General features: G+C 67.3%; 14 protein-coding genes and 2 pseudogenes. 4 read left to right on the forward strand and 12 right to left on the reverse strand.

Features of this window, described 5'->3' with window-relative positions:
• Positions 1-250: 250 nt before the first annotated feature.
• Complete coding sequence (locus tag NBG84_RS08420; protein WP_250918663.1) at positions 251-769, forward strand: DUF6630 family protein; 519 nt, start codon at positions 251-253, stop codon at positions 767-769.
• A 550-nt stretch (positions 770-1,319) separates the two neighbouring features.
• A complete protein-coding gene (locus NBG84_RS08425; RefSeq protein ID WP_250918664.1) occupies positions 1,320-3,122 on the forward strand; it encodes a cholesterol oxidase substrate-binding domain-containing protein in 1,803 nt (600 codons plus the stop codon).
• A gap of 207 nt (positions 3,123-3,329) precedes the next feature.
• Here the strand turns inward: NBG84_RS08425 and NBG84_RS08430 are convergent, their stop codons facing one another.
• Positions 3,330-3,596, reverse strand: coding sequence for a hypothetical protein (locus NBG84_RS08430; protein ID WP_250918665.1), 267 nt, complete (start codon positions 3,594-3,596; stop codon positions 3,330-3,332).
• 433 nt (positions 3,597-4,029) lie between these two features.
• Here NBG84_RS08430 and NBG84_RS08435 point away from each other — a divergent pair, with 433 nt between their 5' ends.
• A complete protein-coding gene (locus NBG84_RS08435) occupies positions 4,030-4,464 on the forward strand; it encodes an SGNH/GDSL hydrolase family protein (protein ID WP_250918666.1) in 435 nt (144 codons plus the stop codon).
• Positions 4,465-4,538: 74 nt separating this feature from the next.
• Here NBG84_RS08435 and NBG84_RS08440 read toward each other — a convergent pair whose 3' ends face one another.
• The 4 genes and pseudogenes from NBG84_RS08440 to NBG84_RS08450 all read right to left on the reverse strand — a co-directional run bounded on the left by NBG84_RS08440 (position 4,539) and on the right by NBG84_RS08450 (position 6,609).
• Positions 4,539-4,910 carry a hypothetical protein gene (locus NBG84_RS08440; protein WP_250918810.1) on the reverse strand — a complete coding sequence of 124 codons (372 nt, stop codon included), beginning with the start codon at positions 4,908-4,910 and terminating at the stop codon, positions 4,539-4,541.
• Positions 4,907-5,311 carry a hypothetical protein gene (locus NBG84_RS08445; protein WP_250918811.1) on the reverse strand — a complete coding sequence of 135 codons (405 nt, stop codon included), beginning with the start codon at positions 5,309-5,311 and terminating at the stop codon, positions 4,907-4,909. The genes NBG84_RS08440 and NBG84_RS08445 overlap by 4 nt, the downstream gene beginning before the upstream one ends.
• Before the next feature lie 100 nt (positions 5,312-5,411).
• Positions 5,412-5,495 (reverse strand): annotated as a pseudogene (locus NBG84_RS41365) (ABC transporter ATP-binding protein); the annotation flags it as partial.
• A 253-nt stretch (positions 5,496-5,748) separates the two neighbouring features.
• On the reverse strand, positions 5,749-6,609 hold the full coding sequence (locus tag NBG84_RS08450; protein ID WP_425608590.1) for an NAD(P)-dependent oxidoreductase: 861 nt from the start codon (positions 6,607-6,609) through the stop codon (positions 5,749-5,751).
• A gap of 73 nt (positions 6,610-6,682) precedes the next feature.
• Between NBG84_RS08450 and NBG84_RS08455 the strand changes: the two genes are divergently transcribed.
• Positions 6,683-7,045, forward strand: a complete 363-nt coding sequence (locus tag NBG84_RS08455) for a MerR family transcriptional regulator (RefSeq protein WP_250918668.1) — start codon at positions 6,683-6,685, stop codon at positions 7,043-7,045.
• A gap of 104 nt (positions 7,046-7,149) precedes the next feature.
• Here NBG84_RS08455 and NBG84_RS08460 read toward each other — a convergent pair whose 3' ends face one another.
• From NBG84_RS08460 to NBG84_RS08485, 7 genes and pseudogenes are all read right to left on the reverse strand, one after another.
• Complete coding sequence (locus NBG84_RS08460; protein ID WP_250918669.1) at positions 7,150-9,462, reverse strand: coiled-coil domain-containing protein; 2,313 nt, start codon at positions 9,460-9,462, stop codon at positions 7,150-7,152.
• A gap of 661 nt (positions 9,463-10,123) precedes the next feature.
• On the reverse strand, positions 10,124-11,179 hold the full coding sequence (locus NBG84_RS08465; RefSeq protein WP_250918670.1) for a helix-turn-helix domain-containing protein: 1,056 nt from the start codon (positions 11,177-11,179) through the stop codon (positions 10,124-10,126).
• Between the two features lie 368 nt (positions 11,180-11,547).
• The gene (locus NBG84_RS08470) at positions 11,548-11,781 is read right to left on the reverse strand and encodes a hypothetical protein (RefSeq protein ID WP_250918671.1); all 234 of its coding nucleotides are present in this window, start codon (positions 11,779-11,781) and stop codon (positions 11,548-11,550) included.
• 636 nt (positions 11,782-12,417) lie between these two features.
• Entirely contained in the window at positions 12,418-13,074 is a 657-nt protein-coding gene (locus NBG84_RS08475) for a hypothetical protein (protein WP_250918672.1), read from the reverse strand.
• Positions 13,075-13,146: 72 nt separating this feature from the next.
• Positions 13,147-13,368 (reverse strand): annotated as a pseudogene (locus tag NBG84_RS41495) (helix-turn-helix domain-containing protein); the annotation flags it as partial.
• Between the two features lie 8 nt (positions 13,369-13,376).
• Entirely contained in the window at positions 13,377-13,538 is a 162-nt protein-coding gene (locus NBG84_RS08480) for a hypothetical protein (RefSeq protein ID WP_250918673.1), read from the reverse strand.
• A 921-nt stretch (positions 13,539-14,459) separates the two neighbouring features.
• Entirely contained in the window at positions 14,460-14,939 is a 480-nt protein-coding gene (locus NBG84_RS08485) for an ArsI/CadI family heavy metal resistance metalloenzyme (protein ID WP_250918674.1), read from the reverse strand.
• Positions 14,940-15,018: the final 79 nt, after the last annotated feature.

Here is a 15,018-nt window from a genome sequence, read left to right on the forward strand (position 1 = left end):
GGAAAAGGGGCTCATAGGCCATTGTCCCCATCCCAGAACAGACACGACCGGACAGTCCAGCACCCGATTCCCTCCCTATCGGCGGGCGAACAGAGCGGTCCATCGCCTTGGCGGCCTGGTTCGAGGCGGCCGCCGGAACCTGAGTACCAGCATCAATGTCAGACCTCCGTGTCATGGTGTCCATCGATGCCGAACAGCGCGTCTGCCTCAGACCGTCCGCGGCCGCACGGCTGCTGAAGGAGTGCACACCATGCCCGGAACCGAAACCAGCCGCACTTCGTTGGCAACCGTCGCGGCGCTGCTGGCGCCCGCCGCTCCAGCCGTCGCCGAGCAGGCGCTACATGCGCACGACGACCCCACCGGATATGTCCGCGCGTACGCGGCTCGGCTGGCGGACCGGGGCATTGACGGGCCCGTCCCGGCCCTGGCCTGGATAGCGCTGGTCGACGCGCTCGACGAGCACCGACTGCTCGCGGAGTTCGACTGGAAGGAGGATCCACAGGAGATCCGGGCCCGACTGGGAGGGCTTGTGTCCCGTCCCTCCGTGGACCCCTGGGTGCTGGTCGAGGCCGATGAGATGCTCCTGCCGACGGCGGATTTCCTCCAGGCCTGCGGCCGGCACTACCGCGAGATCGGTGCCGCTCTCGCCGTCCTCGACATCGACTCGGACTGCTACCCGGTGGTGTGTCTACGCGGTTCACGGGCCGAGGAGTTGGTGGCGCTCGCGACCCGTGCGGGCTTCACCGCAGAGGTTCTCGGCGCTCAGTGAACTGAGTGGGAGATGCACCGCAGTCGGCTCAGCCGCGAGGCCGGAGAGGCGATCTCGCTGGACCTGTGGGTTTCCGAGGTCCGGGGCAGCTGGATTGGACCCAGGGTCGGGGGGCCAGAGCCGGCGGTTTCGACTTGGTCTGAGGCCGTGTGGTCGACTCACCGTGCGGACCGTTGGCCTTCTTCTGGCGCGACGCTGGGCTGTGTCCACCCCGGTCCCCCGGTGTAGAACTGCCCGAGGTGCCAGCCCACTGGTTGCTTGGGACGCCTTCCGGGCACGGGTCGGCGTACCGGACCAAGAGCGCACACCGCGATGGGCAACGAGTTCCGTCTGAACCGACGAGTTGTGTTGAACCGACCGACGCGGCTCAGGTGCGGGCGCCCCGGATCCTTGAGCCAGCCGGGATCCGAAGCCTGTTGCCGCGGAGGCGACAACCGCGGATCCTGACCCCGCTCGGTCTACGGACGGCCCGGCCCCTCGCCCACACAGCCGGATTTCAGCAGTTGGTGTACGAACCCTCAATGACGTCCTGATCGCCTACATTCAAACCATGTCTGATCAATCGGAGTCCTCCGCACGTCCTGCCGCCTCCGCCGCTTCTCCTGACCCCTCCGGCCTCTCCCGGCGCGGTGTGCTCCGCGCCGCAGCGGCCGCCGGAGCGTTAGGAATCCCGCTCGGCGCCGCGATAGCCGGGGCTTCCCCGGCCGCCGCGGCGCCCGGCATCGTTCCGAGCGCCGCACCCGGCCTTCCCGCCGGGCTCGTGCCCTACCTCTCCCCCTACGTGAACTGGGCCGGCGAGATCACCCACAGCGGTCTGTGGGCCTGCGCGCCCCGCACCGGGCAGGATCTGGCCGACCTCGCCAACTGGGCCCGTGCCAACGGCTGGCGGCTCCGCGCCCGGGGCAAGTCGCACAACTGGTCGCCCCTGACCATCACCCCCTCCACCGGGCACGACGCAAAAGTCCTCCTGCTCGACACCACCAAGCATCTGACGGCCATGGCACTCACCACCCCGCCCGCCGGCGCCCCCGGCGCGGTACGTGCGCAGGCGGGGGTGACCCTCGAAACGCTGATGGCCTTCCTCGCCGGCCACGGACTGGGCGTCACCAACACTCCTGCCCCGGGGGAGCTGACCCTGGGCGGCACGCTGGCCATCGACGCGCACGGCACCAGCGTCCCCGCGGACGGCGAGTCCGCCCGCCCCGGCCACACCTACGGAAGCCTCAGCAATCTCGTCCTGTCCCTCACCGCGGTTGTCTGGGACGCGGGGCAGGACGCCTATGTCGTGAAGACCTTCCGCCGGGGAACCGACGAGGAGTGCGAGGCGCTGGCCACCCACCTCGGGCGCGGGCTCATCGTGGAGGCCGAGATCCAGGCCGGCGAGGACATCCCGCTGCGCTGCCAAAGCCGCGTCGACCTCACCGCCGACGAGTTGTTCGCCGCACCCGGCAGCGCACTGGCCGCCCGGGGAAACACCTTCGCGGATTTCATGGCCGAGTCGGGACGGGTGGAGGCGATCTGGTTCGCCTTCACCGACCGGCCCTGGCTCAAGGTGTGGAGCCTCAGCCCGCGGCGACCACTCACCTCCAGGCGGGTGTACGCCCCGTACAACTATCCCTTCAGCGACCTCATCCCCACCCCGGTCGCCCGGCTGGCCGGACTTCTCATCGGAGGCTCCTGGTTCCTCGCGCCGGCGCTCGGCGCAGCGCAGTACACGGTGGCGGCGACCGGACTGACCGCGACCCTCGCGAAGGACCTGTGGGGTCCCTCGCACACCCTCCAGTTCTACTTGCGCCCCACAACACTCCGTGAGACGGCCAACGGATACGGGATCCTCACCCGGCGCGCCGATGTCCAGCGCGTTGTCTCCGAGTTCGCCGGCTACTACCGGCAGCAGCTCGCGGACTGGGCCGAGGCGGGCAGATTCCCGATCAACGGGCAGGTGGAGATCAGGGTCAGTGGCCTCGACCAACCCGGCGACTCCGCGGCACCGGGCGCCCGCCCGCCGCTGCTGTCCGTCGCCCGGCCACACCCCGACCACCCGGATTACGACTGCGTGGTGTGGGTGGACGTGCTGACCCAGCCGACCTCGCCCGGAGCCCACGAGTTCTACCGGGAACTGGAACGCTTCCTCATGAGCACCTTCGACGGCACATACGCCCTCGCGCGCGTCGAGTGGTCCAAGGGCTGGGGCTATACGGACACGGCGGCCTGGGCCGACCAGCAGATCATCGAGTCGGCGGTACCCGCTTCGTTCGGCGCCGGGCAGTGGGCCGAAGCCGTCTCCATCCTCGACCGGCTCGATCCCCACCGGGTGTTCGGCAACGCCTTCACGGATCGACTGGTCCGCTGATCTGAGGCCTTCACCTGCCGGGCTGGCCGTCCGGCAGGTGAAGTCCGGTATGACCGTGGTCAGCACCCGCCCGAGGCTACTCTCCGGCGCCCAGAGCGACTCCCGCCCTCCTGCGATCCGTCACCCCGACCCCCACCTCGTGACGCCGAGCCCGCTACCTTGCCGTCCAACGGGGACCGCGACTGCCGTAGCGCGGTGGAGGAACGGTCAGTTGACCTGGATCCACGCTGCGATCGCCAAGGCGAGGGGAGCTGGGAAGGCCAGGGTCCCCAGCAGCAGCATGCGGCTCAGCGTCCTCATTCGCCGTACACCGGGCAGCAACGCCACCCCGACCAACGCGGCCACCGCACCGCCAAGGCACAGCGCACACCGCAACGGCAGGCCACCCATGGGCGCCCCGGCCGCCATACCCCAGACCGTCACCATGGCTACCAGGAATGCCAGCCAGGCCAGCGAACGATCGTGGTCGACCACACCACACCGGTCAGGATCACAACGCCGTTGCGGCGAGGCTCCGGGACCGGCCGGGCTGGGCCATACAGGGTCGCGTAGGTCTGAGGATGCATCCCCCGATCCTCATGGTGAGAGGCCAACTCGGTATGAGGGCGGATACTCAGCCGTCCGCGAACACCTGCTCACCCTGCGAACCGCGACCAGATGCGCGCTGTCTGGTCCTCGTGTACGCGGCCTGACTCCGGCTGCGGCGGTCCCGCTGACGTTCACCAGGGCAGGCTCGTTGTCACCAACCGACCGTGAGGGGCGGTTGGTGACCCCGGTGAGGATGCACCAGCCGTCGAAAACCAGCCTCCACCAACCGTTTCCGCGCCGCGGCGAAGACGTTCAGCCCCCTTGGCACCGCGAACCCGCTCCCCCTCTTCCAACTCCGGCGGAGCACCCGCAGGACCCGGTGCCCAGCAAGATCCTGACCGCCGCACCAGACGTCACCGTGCTGGTGCCCACCTGGTACCCAACAGCAGGGTGGGAGTGCACCAGCGTCAACACCTTCGGCAACGCGCCACCCCGGCTGGTGGAGGACCGCCGGGCCGAGAGCCGCAGAGTCGGCCTGGTGCGCTTCGGCACTCTCGACAACGGAGACCTCGTGGACGGACTCCACCTCACCGACAGCGGCTACGCGAAGACGGCCACCGTCTTCTACGGTGGACTGGCCAGAGCGGCCACCGACAGCTGGATCACCGAGAATGTGAGCGTCCCACCCACACCGGGCGGGATCTCCTATGACCGCGACGCCGATGTCAACGCTGATGGGAGAGCCGACTACCTGGTGATCGGCGCCAACAGCACAGTCCGGTGCGGCCGGTCGAGAGCGCGCGAGCTGGCGTAGAGTCAAGGGGGCGGCCGAAGCCAGTTGCGTTGGCTTCGGCCGCCCGCTGTCGTCAGGCCGGGTAGTCCGGCCGGTCAGGCCAGGCGGCGCAGCCACCAGGAGCAGAAACCGGCCAGCAGCCCGGCGAGTGCGAGGAAGCTCACCGTCTCGATCCGCTGGAAGGCCCAGTACTGGTCGGCGGGCTGGTACTTCACCTTCACATGGAGGTCGGAGGTGGCGAAGCACTCCATGGGGTCGATCCTGGGGGCAGCGCAGCCTTCACTACCGCGGACCTCCTTGCCAGCCGAGTCGACCGCCGGACCGGGCTCGGACACGACCCAGTCGCCCGGCCTGGACACCCCCACCGTCAGATGGGCGTTGTCACCGGAACCCGACAGCTGGATCTGAATCCCGGTCCAGCCGTCTTTCGGGGCGCCGGACCCGCCGCCGGCGCCGGGCTGCCTCACGGCAAGGGAACTGAGTGCGACATCGGCGCTGTCCGGCGCCATGTAGTGCGGGCGGATCGCGAAGGGCACCAGGATCTGGACCGCGCGAGGACCATGTCCTCCAGGTTGAGCGGCTCCAGGACCCAGGAGACGTCGTGGACCGCCTGGTCGGCGCGCACGATGAACGTGCTCTGACGCTCGGTGTCGGTGGCCTGGATGACCCGCATGCCCTGCGGCAGGCTGGCGGCGTCGCGACGGGCGGTGGTGAGCCGGAAGTGGGTGGCGAGGAGCTCGTCGACGTCGCCGGCGACCTGGACGCGGGAGGCGACCAGCGAGATCAGGTGATCGCAGACCCGTTCCGGGTCGGACACCAGGTGCGAGGAGAGCACGACCGTGACACCGTGCTCGGCCGCGAACTCCATCAGGCTCTGCAGGAACTCGCGTCGGGCCTGCGGGGCCAGCGGCGACCGGCTCGTCGAGGATCAGCAGTTCGGGCCGTTTGGCCACTGCGAGGGTCAGGGCCACCTGGGCGCGCTGACCGCCGGAGAGCTTGCCTGCCTTCTGGGCCAGGTCCAGGCCGAGCTGATGTATCCGCTCCTGCGCCAATGCCCATCGAGCGATCCTGCCGGCACGGGGCTCCGGCCTCGCAGGCGATCCATGGCCCTGAGGGCCGCGGGCACCTACGGGTGCCGCTGAGTGGGTCTCAGCTCGTCAAGCGAAGGACCCACTCCGCAGCGAGCCGAAGTCCGTCGGATCCGCCTGCTCGGCCGCACCGACGCCGAAGTGATCGCGCTGGCCGAGCCGCACGGCCTCAGGCCCCTGCGGCTGCCGCGCGGGTGATCCGGCCGTCGCGGGCACGTCATGGCTCGCGGAACTGCTCCACCAGTGCCACGAATCCGCTGGCGCCGTGACCGGCGGTCGCCGCCCGCTCGGCCAGGGCCCTGAGGAGCCTCGGCAGCTCGGCGTTGACGCCGAGCGACTCGCTCTCCTCGACCACATGCGCCATCGCCGCCAGGTGGGTGTCGATGGTGCCGTCGTCGGCCGGGTAGCTGCCGCTGTCGACCTGCCGCGCGTACCCGGGCAGCCAGCCGGCCACCGTGTCGATCGCCGTCTGTGCGATGGGGAGGTACGCCGTGGCGGATACCCCGGCCGTGCCGAGGATCGCGGCACCGTTGAGGAAACCGTCGAGCATGCCCCACATAAGAACGAGCGTCGCCATCTCGTGGGTGGCCGACAGTCCGGGTTCATCGCCGAGGTGAAGGCCCGTACCGAGGCTGCCCAGCGTGGACTCGTGGGCGTCGTACAGCGGTCGCGGCCCACTGTAGGCGAGCACGGCACCGCTTGTGCCGACGGCCTCCGGGACGGCCAGGATCCCGCCGTCGAGGTAGCCGCCGCCGCTGCGCGCCACCTCCTCGGCGAGCGTCCTGGCGCGCGAGGGCGTGCCCGAGGTCAGGTTCACCACGACCCGGCCGTCGAGCGGTCCTTGCAGAACGTCCGCCGCTGCGTCGTAGTCCGACACACAGACCACCACCAGCGGGGAGGCCGCGATCGCGGCCGCCGGGGACTCGGCGAGCAGCGCGCCCCGAGCCACGAGGGCGTCGGCCTTGGCCATCGTGCGGTTCCACACGGTCGTCGGGTGTCCAGCGCTCAAGAACGCCCCGGCGAGGGCGCGGCCCATCAGCCCGAGGCCCAGAACCGTGACGGGTGTGCCAGTGTGCATCATGTGTTCCTTCTCTGATCGGTGGCACAATCGTCAACGTTCACACCGGTATGAAGGTCAAGGGGGATTTCGCGTGCTGATCGGGGAGTTGAGTCGGCGGACCGGGGTGAACACGCACCAACTGCGGTACTACGAGGCACAGGGCCTGCTGGTGCCCGACCGCGACGACAACGGCTACCGCGAGTACGCTGACGACGCCGAGCTGACCGTGACCCAGATCAGAAGGCTGCTCGACGCCGGGCTGTCGACCCAGGAGATCCGGTACCTCCAGCCGTGCGTCACCGGCGCGGCCCCCGATCTGAAGCCCTGCCCAGAGACCCTGGACCTGCTACGGGCGCGCATCGCGGGCGTTGACGAGCAGATCGACACGCTCGTCCAGTCCCGCCAGACGCTGCGGGAGTACCTGGCCGCCACTGAGCGGCGGTTGGCCGGCTAGACGCGTGATGTACATGGCGTTCAGTGCCGCGCGGGCATCCCGTACGGTCGATCCGGGCCTGCCCCGCCCCTCGTCGAAGTCGCAGGAAAGTCGCGGGCAACGTGCTAGCGACTTCGCTTGGCGCGCGAGTCATCACGCCAGAAGGCACGGGAGAACACCTTCTGGGTGTGCTTGGTCTGTGCGCTCCTCAACGTGCTTCGGAACTTCGCCTGACCGGCCGCCTGTTGGACGAGCTTGTTTGCGTCGTCCTTCAGGTCGGCTTCCGACAGTGCGATCACCCAGGTCGCCTGGTCCTCGACCGACCAGGTTTCCACCACTCTGGCGATGATGCAGGCGATGACGTCCGGGGCACGTGGCGTGATCGGATGATCAAGAGCTCGTAGTTGCTTGACCAGCAGTACAAGGTCCCCGGGGTTCTTGTCGGAGAGGCAGCCTCGCACGACAGCGTCCACCCCCTGCGGCAGACACGCCGCGTCAAGGGCGAGCAGCCAGGGCGCCATGTCCGCGCCGACCGCAGCACACGCACGGTCGTAGAGGAAGGCCTCGCGTGTGTAGGCCGCGCCCAGCTTGCTCAATTGATGGAGAAAGCTACCCGCGTGCCCGGTGGGGCGGGCGCAGAGAGTGTGTTGGACCACTACCTCCACCAGGAGCGGCAGCCCGTTCACATGGAGGCAGGTCAGAAGCTGGGCGACCTGCGTGGAACTCCCTGTCGCCGCCGCCATCGTCACCACGGCTTCGGCACCCGGATGTATCTTCCCGAGTTCATGGAAGAGGGGTGCGACCGGGATACACGGGGTGCTCATCGCGGATATCAGGGTCTGAGTGGCCTGATAGTGGTGGTCCGTGGTGTAGAAGTCGGCGATCATCGCGGCGATGTCGGTGACAGACCGACGCTGAAGCGCCTGGTCCACGACTGCCGTGGCCGCCTCGTGCCAACCGGTCCGCTCCAGGGACTGCACCAGACCCAGCACATGTGTCATGGCTCGGCTCTGGGTGGCATCGAGAACCTGCTCGGCGGCGTCGGTTCTCCCCCTGGCCGTGAACAACCTGATGGCCTCCACCACGTCCCTGGCATCGCGCTGGCCTGCTATCGCCAGGTTGAGAGCGTCAGCGTGCACGCGCTGACCAGCGTTGCGTAAGGCGATGTGCAGTTCCACCAGTCTCGGTACGCTCCGGTGTCCGACGGCCCGTGCCAGAGCCGCCACAGACGCCTCCTCAACCCGGGTGTCAAGGGTATCCACCGCCAGGGCGACGACATCCGTCACCGCGCGGACCGCGTAGGCAGCAGCAAGGAGGCTTTCCGCGAGCTCGCCCAGATGCTCCCTGTGTAGTACGAGAGCGAAACCAGCCATGTCCCGGGGGGTGTGCAACTCGACTGACGCACGCAGCAGCGTCGCCACACAGTCCTCAAGCCCCGCGCGCTGCAGTTCCACCGCCAGGGCGGCTGACTCCGCCACTGGTCGCGTCATCAGCAGCGCGGGCAAGGCTGCCTCGGTATGCGCGTGGAGCCCGGCCTGCTGCAGTCCCGCCAAGAGCGCGGCGACCTCCTCTACCCGGCGCGAGCGGCTCACCGATGAGACGAGTTCTCGGGCCATCGCCTGGTGGGTACGGGACTCCAGGTCCTCGATGACCGCGACCAGCTCCTGCACCGACGCCGTACGGTCTGCGGCTTCCAACGCGGCCATCAGCGAGGAGACGCTGCCCGAACCCTCCTCCAACTGGGTCCTGGCATCGAGATCTGCTTCGAGTCGCCGGCACTGTTCTTCCGCTCCGATCAACTCGGCTCGTGTGACCGCGAGCTCCTCCTGCAGGAACAGCATCTCCACCCGCAGGTCCCGACATTCGGCGTGCAACTGCTCGTACTCGCCCTCCCACAGGGCCACCTCGGCCCGGTGCGCTGACTGCTGCGAATCCAGCTGCATCTCCAGACGCCTGCATCGACCGACGGTTTCGGCCAACCGGCCCTCCCGATTGAGTAGCGCCTCCTCCAGCGCACGCTGTCGAGTCTGTATCCGACGAGCCTCCTCGTCCACGGCCTCAAGCTGGTCCTGGAGCTTCTGGACCTCGCTGCTACGCCGATTCGAGGCGAGTGCCGCCCGGTGTGTTTCCTTCAACGCGGCCTCTGCCTGCGCCGTGAGTGGGGCGGATGCCTCACCCACGTCGCCGATCAGAGCCGCCACGAAGTTCCACGGGGGGACCCTGTCCCCGCTGAGATAGCGTGTCACGCAACTCGCGTCGAGATGGCGACGCACACCATAGCGCCGAACACTCACTTCCAAAGCCCCGAAAAGCGCCCTCAAGTCCTCGGCAAGTGCTTGCTTCTCGGCGGGCAGGCCGCTCTTCAAGGGCGCCAACTGGGCTGCCTTGCCACGGCCGCTGGCCTGCGTGGCGCTCGTCTTGGAAGTGCTCTGGGGCATGACTCAGTATCCGCCGCGCCGCCCGCTTCGGCACCCACTTGGCTGTTGTCGCTCCAGTTGGCAACACCCGGGCCCGATGCCACCTGGAGGGGCAACACCTCAGCACCCCACACCACCCCCTCCTGCACCGATCATGGGCACCATCAATGAACGCCGTCGGGTGAACGGCCCCTTCCAACCCCCGACGAGATCAGGAGAACCAGGCATGACCGACACCAGTGACACGCCCCGCGAGCACCCGACACCATCGCCGTGGCATCGTCTCGCGACCCACGTGGTTCTCGGTGCTGCCGGAGCGACCGGCTCCGCAATTGTCACGCTGATCCTGAACTGGATACAGACCCGATAGCCCCAAAGGTGTGACAAGCCGGTCCGAAAAGGCTCCTGGCCGGCTACACCTGGAACCGTCCGCTTGCTGATGATCCAGCCGGTTCCTCACCAACGGCGCCGCTGACACACCGCACCAGGCTGGGGAGTTCCCCAGAACGGTCCCGGCCCGCGCGGAGGACCTGGTCCTCGGTGTCCGACTCGCTGCTGATCAGACCGCCCCAGTGCCGGCCCGCGCACACTTGTCTCTCCGCCCGGTCCTCAAGCCCACCTGCCAGGACTGGTGGTGGTGCGTGCCGGCGGCACGGTCGGACACACGCGCAGGTGCGTCTACTCAGCGGCCGTCGCCCGGGACCTGGTTCCGTGAGGCGGGGTGCGTACCGGTTGGCGGGCGGTTCAGAGCGATGCGGGCGCCCCCGATCCGGGGGTACAGGCAGGCGTACTGAGCGGCCTGGTCGCGGCAGCTCTGCCACCCGATCCTCGTGAGTGACATCTTGACCGCCTCCGGCGTCGACCGCTCCATGAAGACGAAATCCCGTGCCGTCAGGCCACCCCAGATGACGTGCGCCTCTTCGTCGAAGGGCACCCAAACAGAGTTGTGCGTCAGCAGAGTGACCATGGTTCGCCACTGCTGGGCGGTCATTGCCTCGGCGAGGAAGCGCACAAGCCTCCCAGCAGCTGCGGAATGCCGGAACTCGATCGTGTTCTCCAGGTGCGCCGCCGCTCTGGCGGCTTCGTCCGAACTACGTTTGTTCTGAGCGTAGGCGGCGTTGACACCGAAAACGTCTCGCCTCTGGAGTAGGGATCGGTAGATCCCGAGCTCGTGGTTGACGAGTCGACACACAACGCCCGCAGGTCGTCGCAGCAGCTTCGTGATTTCCAGGAGGGCGGGATCGTCAGGATCGACCACTGCCGGCCGGAACCGGAGATGGGCGCGACGGAAGATCCCGTCCAGGTGGCGTGCGATGCTCTTGCGTCGCCTGGCCGCCATGGGGTGGTTGTCGAGCGCCCGGTGCACCATCGCTAGGGGGATACCGAGGGCCTCGGCCAGCCGTAGCGGCAGCGTTCCGTCATCACGGGCTGGCAGTAGGGCTTGGTTCTCGATGTTGCGGTAGGTCGTTCGGCTGATACCGACGTGCCGGGCGAGCTCGGCGGCGGTGAAGCCGGCGTAGCTGCGCAGATCGCTGAGCTGGTTCTGTCCGCGGGTGGGCTGGTGGAGTTCACGGGGAGGGACACCGAAGAGTTGGGCCATCATGAGGATGCGTCCGGGCTCGGGTACCGATGTGCCAGATTCATAGGCCAGCACCCGGGCCTTGGAGGTACCCAGCAGGCGGGCCAAGTCAGCGGCACTGAGCAGCCGGCCCTCCACCTCTCTGCTGGTACGCAGCATGCGCAGAATCCCTGGTTCGAACTTTGCAGTACCTCGCGCCATTTCAGGCTCCCCCCAGCAGGTGACTGGTTGCCCACGGTACCGTTTAGGGGCAATCTGACGCATGGCTATCCACGCAGACGGGTGAAAGTTGGCATCACTGCTGGTCAACAAGCACCCGAGGTATCGTTTAGGGTCAAAATGTGTTCTGCTGCACGCGTACGGCAGGCAGTGTCGTTCCGTCAGCGAGATGCAGGCAATGCGAAGTCCCCCACATGCGGGGGTGTATCAGAAGAGCGCCGAAATGGAGATGGACCCGCGTCCAGGAGTGGAATCTAGAACGCGGGTCCCCGCCGGTTTCGGCACCAGGCGGCGGGTGAGGAGCTAACTCATCCGCCGCTGCTCTTGATCAGTTCCAGGAGCAGATCGGTGACGAGATTCGACATGATCTCGATCACCAACCGGTTCCAGAACTGCCTCGAAGCGATGCCGCGATCCGGCTCGTCGTGATCCCGCTGGTCCGCGGTCGATTCCTCCCGGGCCGCCTCCTCAGGGTTATCATCCTGATTCCACGGTTCCGGAAGTTCATCGTCCGGGTCCTGAGACCTCTCCGAGTCGGCCATCCGAATCGTCCGTCTCCCTTCCTGTTGGGTGCTCGGGCCGGCTGGCCCGCGGGAACCCACCGGATCAAGCGCCGGATGGAAGACGTGTGGGATGAGAGTACCGGGTCAGACGCTGGGCTACGGCTCGCCATAGCCCCCTTCTGTAAGGTCTTTGAATAAATTACGGCCGCAAAGTGCCAAGAACTGAGCGTAGTTGTATTCCGGGTTCGTCCAACTTGTCATTTCTGAGCGGATTCTGACAGTGAGTCTGGGTGGATATGAGGCTTTCACCCCTACCCCCTTGAGGGACCACTCAGGACGGAACCACCTCCTGTTGAGACTGTCGGCGACATCAGCACTTGCACGGTGCATGCCAGGGATCGGAAAGTACGTCAAAGATGGTCAGCCCCTCCACCCCTTCGAGTGTTTGTACTAGAGCACGGCCCCAACCCAATACCCGAATCCGCATCGGAGCCCGCCTTGCGAACTCCGAACTGAGGCCGTCAGCGACAGGAGGGGCTGTGGTTCGGTTGCGGCCCGCCGGTCGCACTATCCACCAAAAGGGATCACTCCAAGACACGGCCTAGGGGCCAATGGGAAGCTCGCTCCCTCCGCTCTCATCGTCGTGGTCGGGTCACCCGTCGATCGGAATGAGCATCACTCCGCCACATCGACAGCGCCCTGCGCGGTCAGCCGCTCACGCAGTACCGCGATACGTTGCGCGACCTCGTCGATCTCCCGCTGAACCGTGCTGGTCGCCGAGTCGGTGGCAGCCAGGTGCTGAAGCAGCTCCCGCCTTCGGGAAACACTCGCGTCATTCTCGAACCACGCGTCGAGAATGTTCCTGTCCTCGCGATGCGGACCAGGTCGACTGTCCGCGAACGCGCGGTACTTGGCCAAGTACTCAGCGCGCTGCTTCACATGGACTGCACGGGCCCTCGTCAGCTGTTTCAACCGCTGCTCGGCAGTCCGCAAGTTCGAACGAAGCTGCTCTCTCGGGTCGCCGCTGCCTACGCCGCGCCGAAGGGCCCGGTCGTACTGAGCGGTCTGATGGGCGCGTTCCCAAGCGCTCTCCCACACACCGGTCTCGACTCCATCAGTCACACTGCATGCCCGAACGAAGGCAATCAGCAGATCTCTGCTGGGAATTGACTGTCCTCTCAGCAACCGGCTGACACTACTGCGGGGCAGACCCCCGAATCGGCCGACGGCTGTCGCCTCCAGTTGGCGAAGTGACGGGCTGCCAGCTCTCCGGTACAGCTCCAGTACCGCGGCACGCAACTGGGCGAAGCTACGGATGTAGTCGGGCAACATCGCCACTGTCCCTTCGTCATCCGCCTTCCTGTATGTGGTGTACCGAGCTCTGCGCCATAAGGCCGCCGCCTTTCGGGGGTCGCCGCCGCAGCCTTGAGCGAACGCCTCCACGACGGTTGAGCTGGGCAGTCTTTCTCCACTCGCCGCGCGGGAGAGCGAGGATGTGCTGTATCCAGTGTGTGCGGCAAGCTGTGCGTAGGTCATCCCAGAGCGCTTGCGCTGGGAACGAAGCCACAGCGCCAGTTCGCGGACAGGCCTGCTCTGGGTGCGCACAGGAGCCTCTCGGCGCCCCATGGCGGGGATCAGCGGCTGTAGTGCGCGGCACCAGTGGTTGTGACGCGTTGGGCGATGGGAATCACTGCCGCGACCACGGCTACGAAACTCCCGGGAGTCAGCGGCACACCAAATCCCGCGACGGCGACGACGATCGTGGTCAACACGGTGATCGGGACGTAGGTGGGCATACCGGCGAACGGCCAGATGCCACTGGGATCCGCGCATCGGGCAACCACAACGGGCCTCTCCTCGTACATATGGCAATGCCTCTCATGGGGCTAAGGACTCCAACTACATGGCTCAACAGGGCGATTGCCGTCGCTCCTGGTGCGTCGTCAGTCTGTCACCACGGCCAACCACCGCATAGCCTGACCAAGTCGACCGCGCCGGATTGGTGCCTCCGCGTCCCGCGACGAGGGCCGAAGGAAATAAACGACTGGAGTCCTGTCAGAAGGGCCACCTGCGGCAATGCCAAAGATTGATGCTTGGCTGTCCCGAATCTCTCTTCCGAGCCAGCCGCGCTTGCTTGAAGACTGTTCAACCGCTGAGCATCAGGTGGACGCCTCCTGGACCTCATGCTCCAGCGCCCGGGGCGCTACGGACTCCAAACAGGGCATCGGGTCGATCGCGTTGCCGCGCGGCCGCCCGAACACGTGGTACGCGCCGAGCGAACTCGGCGGGTACCCGTTCCGTCGGGGCTCCTGTCTCGGTCTACGCGCCGTTGCGGGTGTTCCAGGTCGAGGCAGCGCAGAAAGAGGCCTGCCAGCGCACATCGACGCCCCCGGAGGTCAAGCAGGTGGCAGGCGATCACAGCCATGCCTCCTGAGTGGCCGAGACCACCCAGGAGGCATGATGTCCGCGGGCGTCCACCCAGGCACTGACCCGAAGTGAGGAACAACGGTCACAGCTGGGTCGGGTGCGCGGGGGTAGTCGGGTGGGTGCCGGCGTGGCCTCCCGTGGCGCACGGCCGGTCGGCAACTCGCCGTCGGCGAACGGCGGCCGCAGCGCTACCGCCGCTCTCGACGCCTCCTCCCCACGGTCGCCGGTCTCGCTGCTGCCCGTGACCGGGCGCGATCAGGCTCCCCGGTCACGGCGCCAACCATCCTCGGTCAGCTTCCGCAGGCGCGGGACGCGGCGGCCGGAACCGGTAGGCCCGGTTCCTGGGGGGCGTTGGTGCAGCGGGCGCTGTCGCCGTCAAGTGCGGGTGCCTTGCCCATCTGGTCGGCGTCCGCCTTGACGACATAGACCTCCCAGGGCTCCCGGCCGGGGCCGGTCACCCAGACCTTGTCCTGGACGGCGTAGCAGCAGGAGGTGTCGTTCTCCTCGAAGGTGGCGAGCCCGGCGCCCTGCAGCCGGTCGGCGGCGGCAGTGACCTGGTCGGTGGAGGTGACCTCGACGCCGAGGTGGTCCAGGCGGGTGTCCTGGCCTTTCTCACCCTCGATGAGGACGAGCTTCAAAGGGGGCTCGACGATGGCGAAGTTCGCATAGCCGGGCCGGAGCTTGTTGGGTTCGACGCCGAACAGTTGGGTGTAGAAGGTCACCGAGGCTTCGAGATCGGCGACGTTGAGGGCGAGCTGGATACGGGACATGACTGTCTCCCCGATCGACCTATATTGAAATCTGTCGATACAACCTTGCGTCTTGATTCGAAAAACGTCAACATAGAAG

Source organism: Streptomyces albipurpureus, assembly GCF_023701525.1.
Classification (GTDB): Bacteria; Actinomycetota; Actinomycetes; order Streptomycetales; family Streptomycetaceae; genus Streptomyces; species Streptomyces albipurpureus.

Coding starts and splice junctions, on each gene's coding strand:
- NBG84_RS08450 (WP_425608590.1), bottom strand. CDS start 6,609: ATGCACACTGGCACACCCGTCACGGTTCTGGGCCTCGGGCTGATGGGC.
- NBG84_RS08485 (WP_250918674.1), bottom strand. CDS start 14,939: ATGTCCCGTATCCAGCTCGCCCTCAACGTCGCCGATCTCGAAGCCTCG.
- NBG84_RS08460 (WP_250918669.1), bottom strand. CDS start 9,462: ATGCCCCAGAGCACTTCCAAGACGAGCGCCACGCAGGCCAGCGGCCGT.
- NBG84_RS08475 (WP_250918672.1), bottom strand. CDS start 13,074: ATGTTGCCCGACTACATCCGTAGCTTCGCCCAGTTGCGTGCCGCGGTA.
- NBG84_RS08470 (WP_250918671.1), bottom strand. CDS start 11,781: ATGGCCGACTCGGAGAGGTCTCAGGACCCGGACGATGAACTTCCGGAA.
- NBG84_RS08425 (WP_250918664.1), top strand. CDS start 1,320: ATGTCTGATCAATCGGAGTCCTCCGCACGTCCTGCCGCCTCCGCCGCT.
- NBG84_RS08465 (WP_250918670.1), bottom strand. CDS start 11,179: ATGCTGCGTACCAGCAGAGAGGTGGAGGGCCGGCTGCTCAGTGCCGCT.
- NBG84_RS08445 (WP_250918811.1), bottom strand. CDS start 5,311: ATGGAGTTCGCGGCCGAGCACGGTGTCACGGTCGTGCTCTCCTCGCAC.
- NBG84_RS08420 (WP_250918663.1), top strand. CDS start 251: ATGCCCGGAACCGAAACCAGCCGCACTTCGTTGGCAACCGTCGCGGCG.
- NBG84_RS08480 (WP_250918673.1), bottom strand. CDS start 13,538: ATGCCCACCTACGTCCCGATCACCGTGTTGACCACGATCGTCGTCGCC.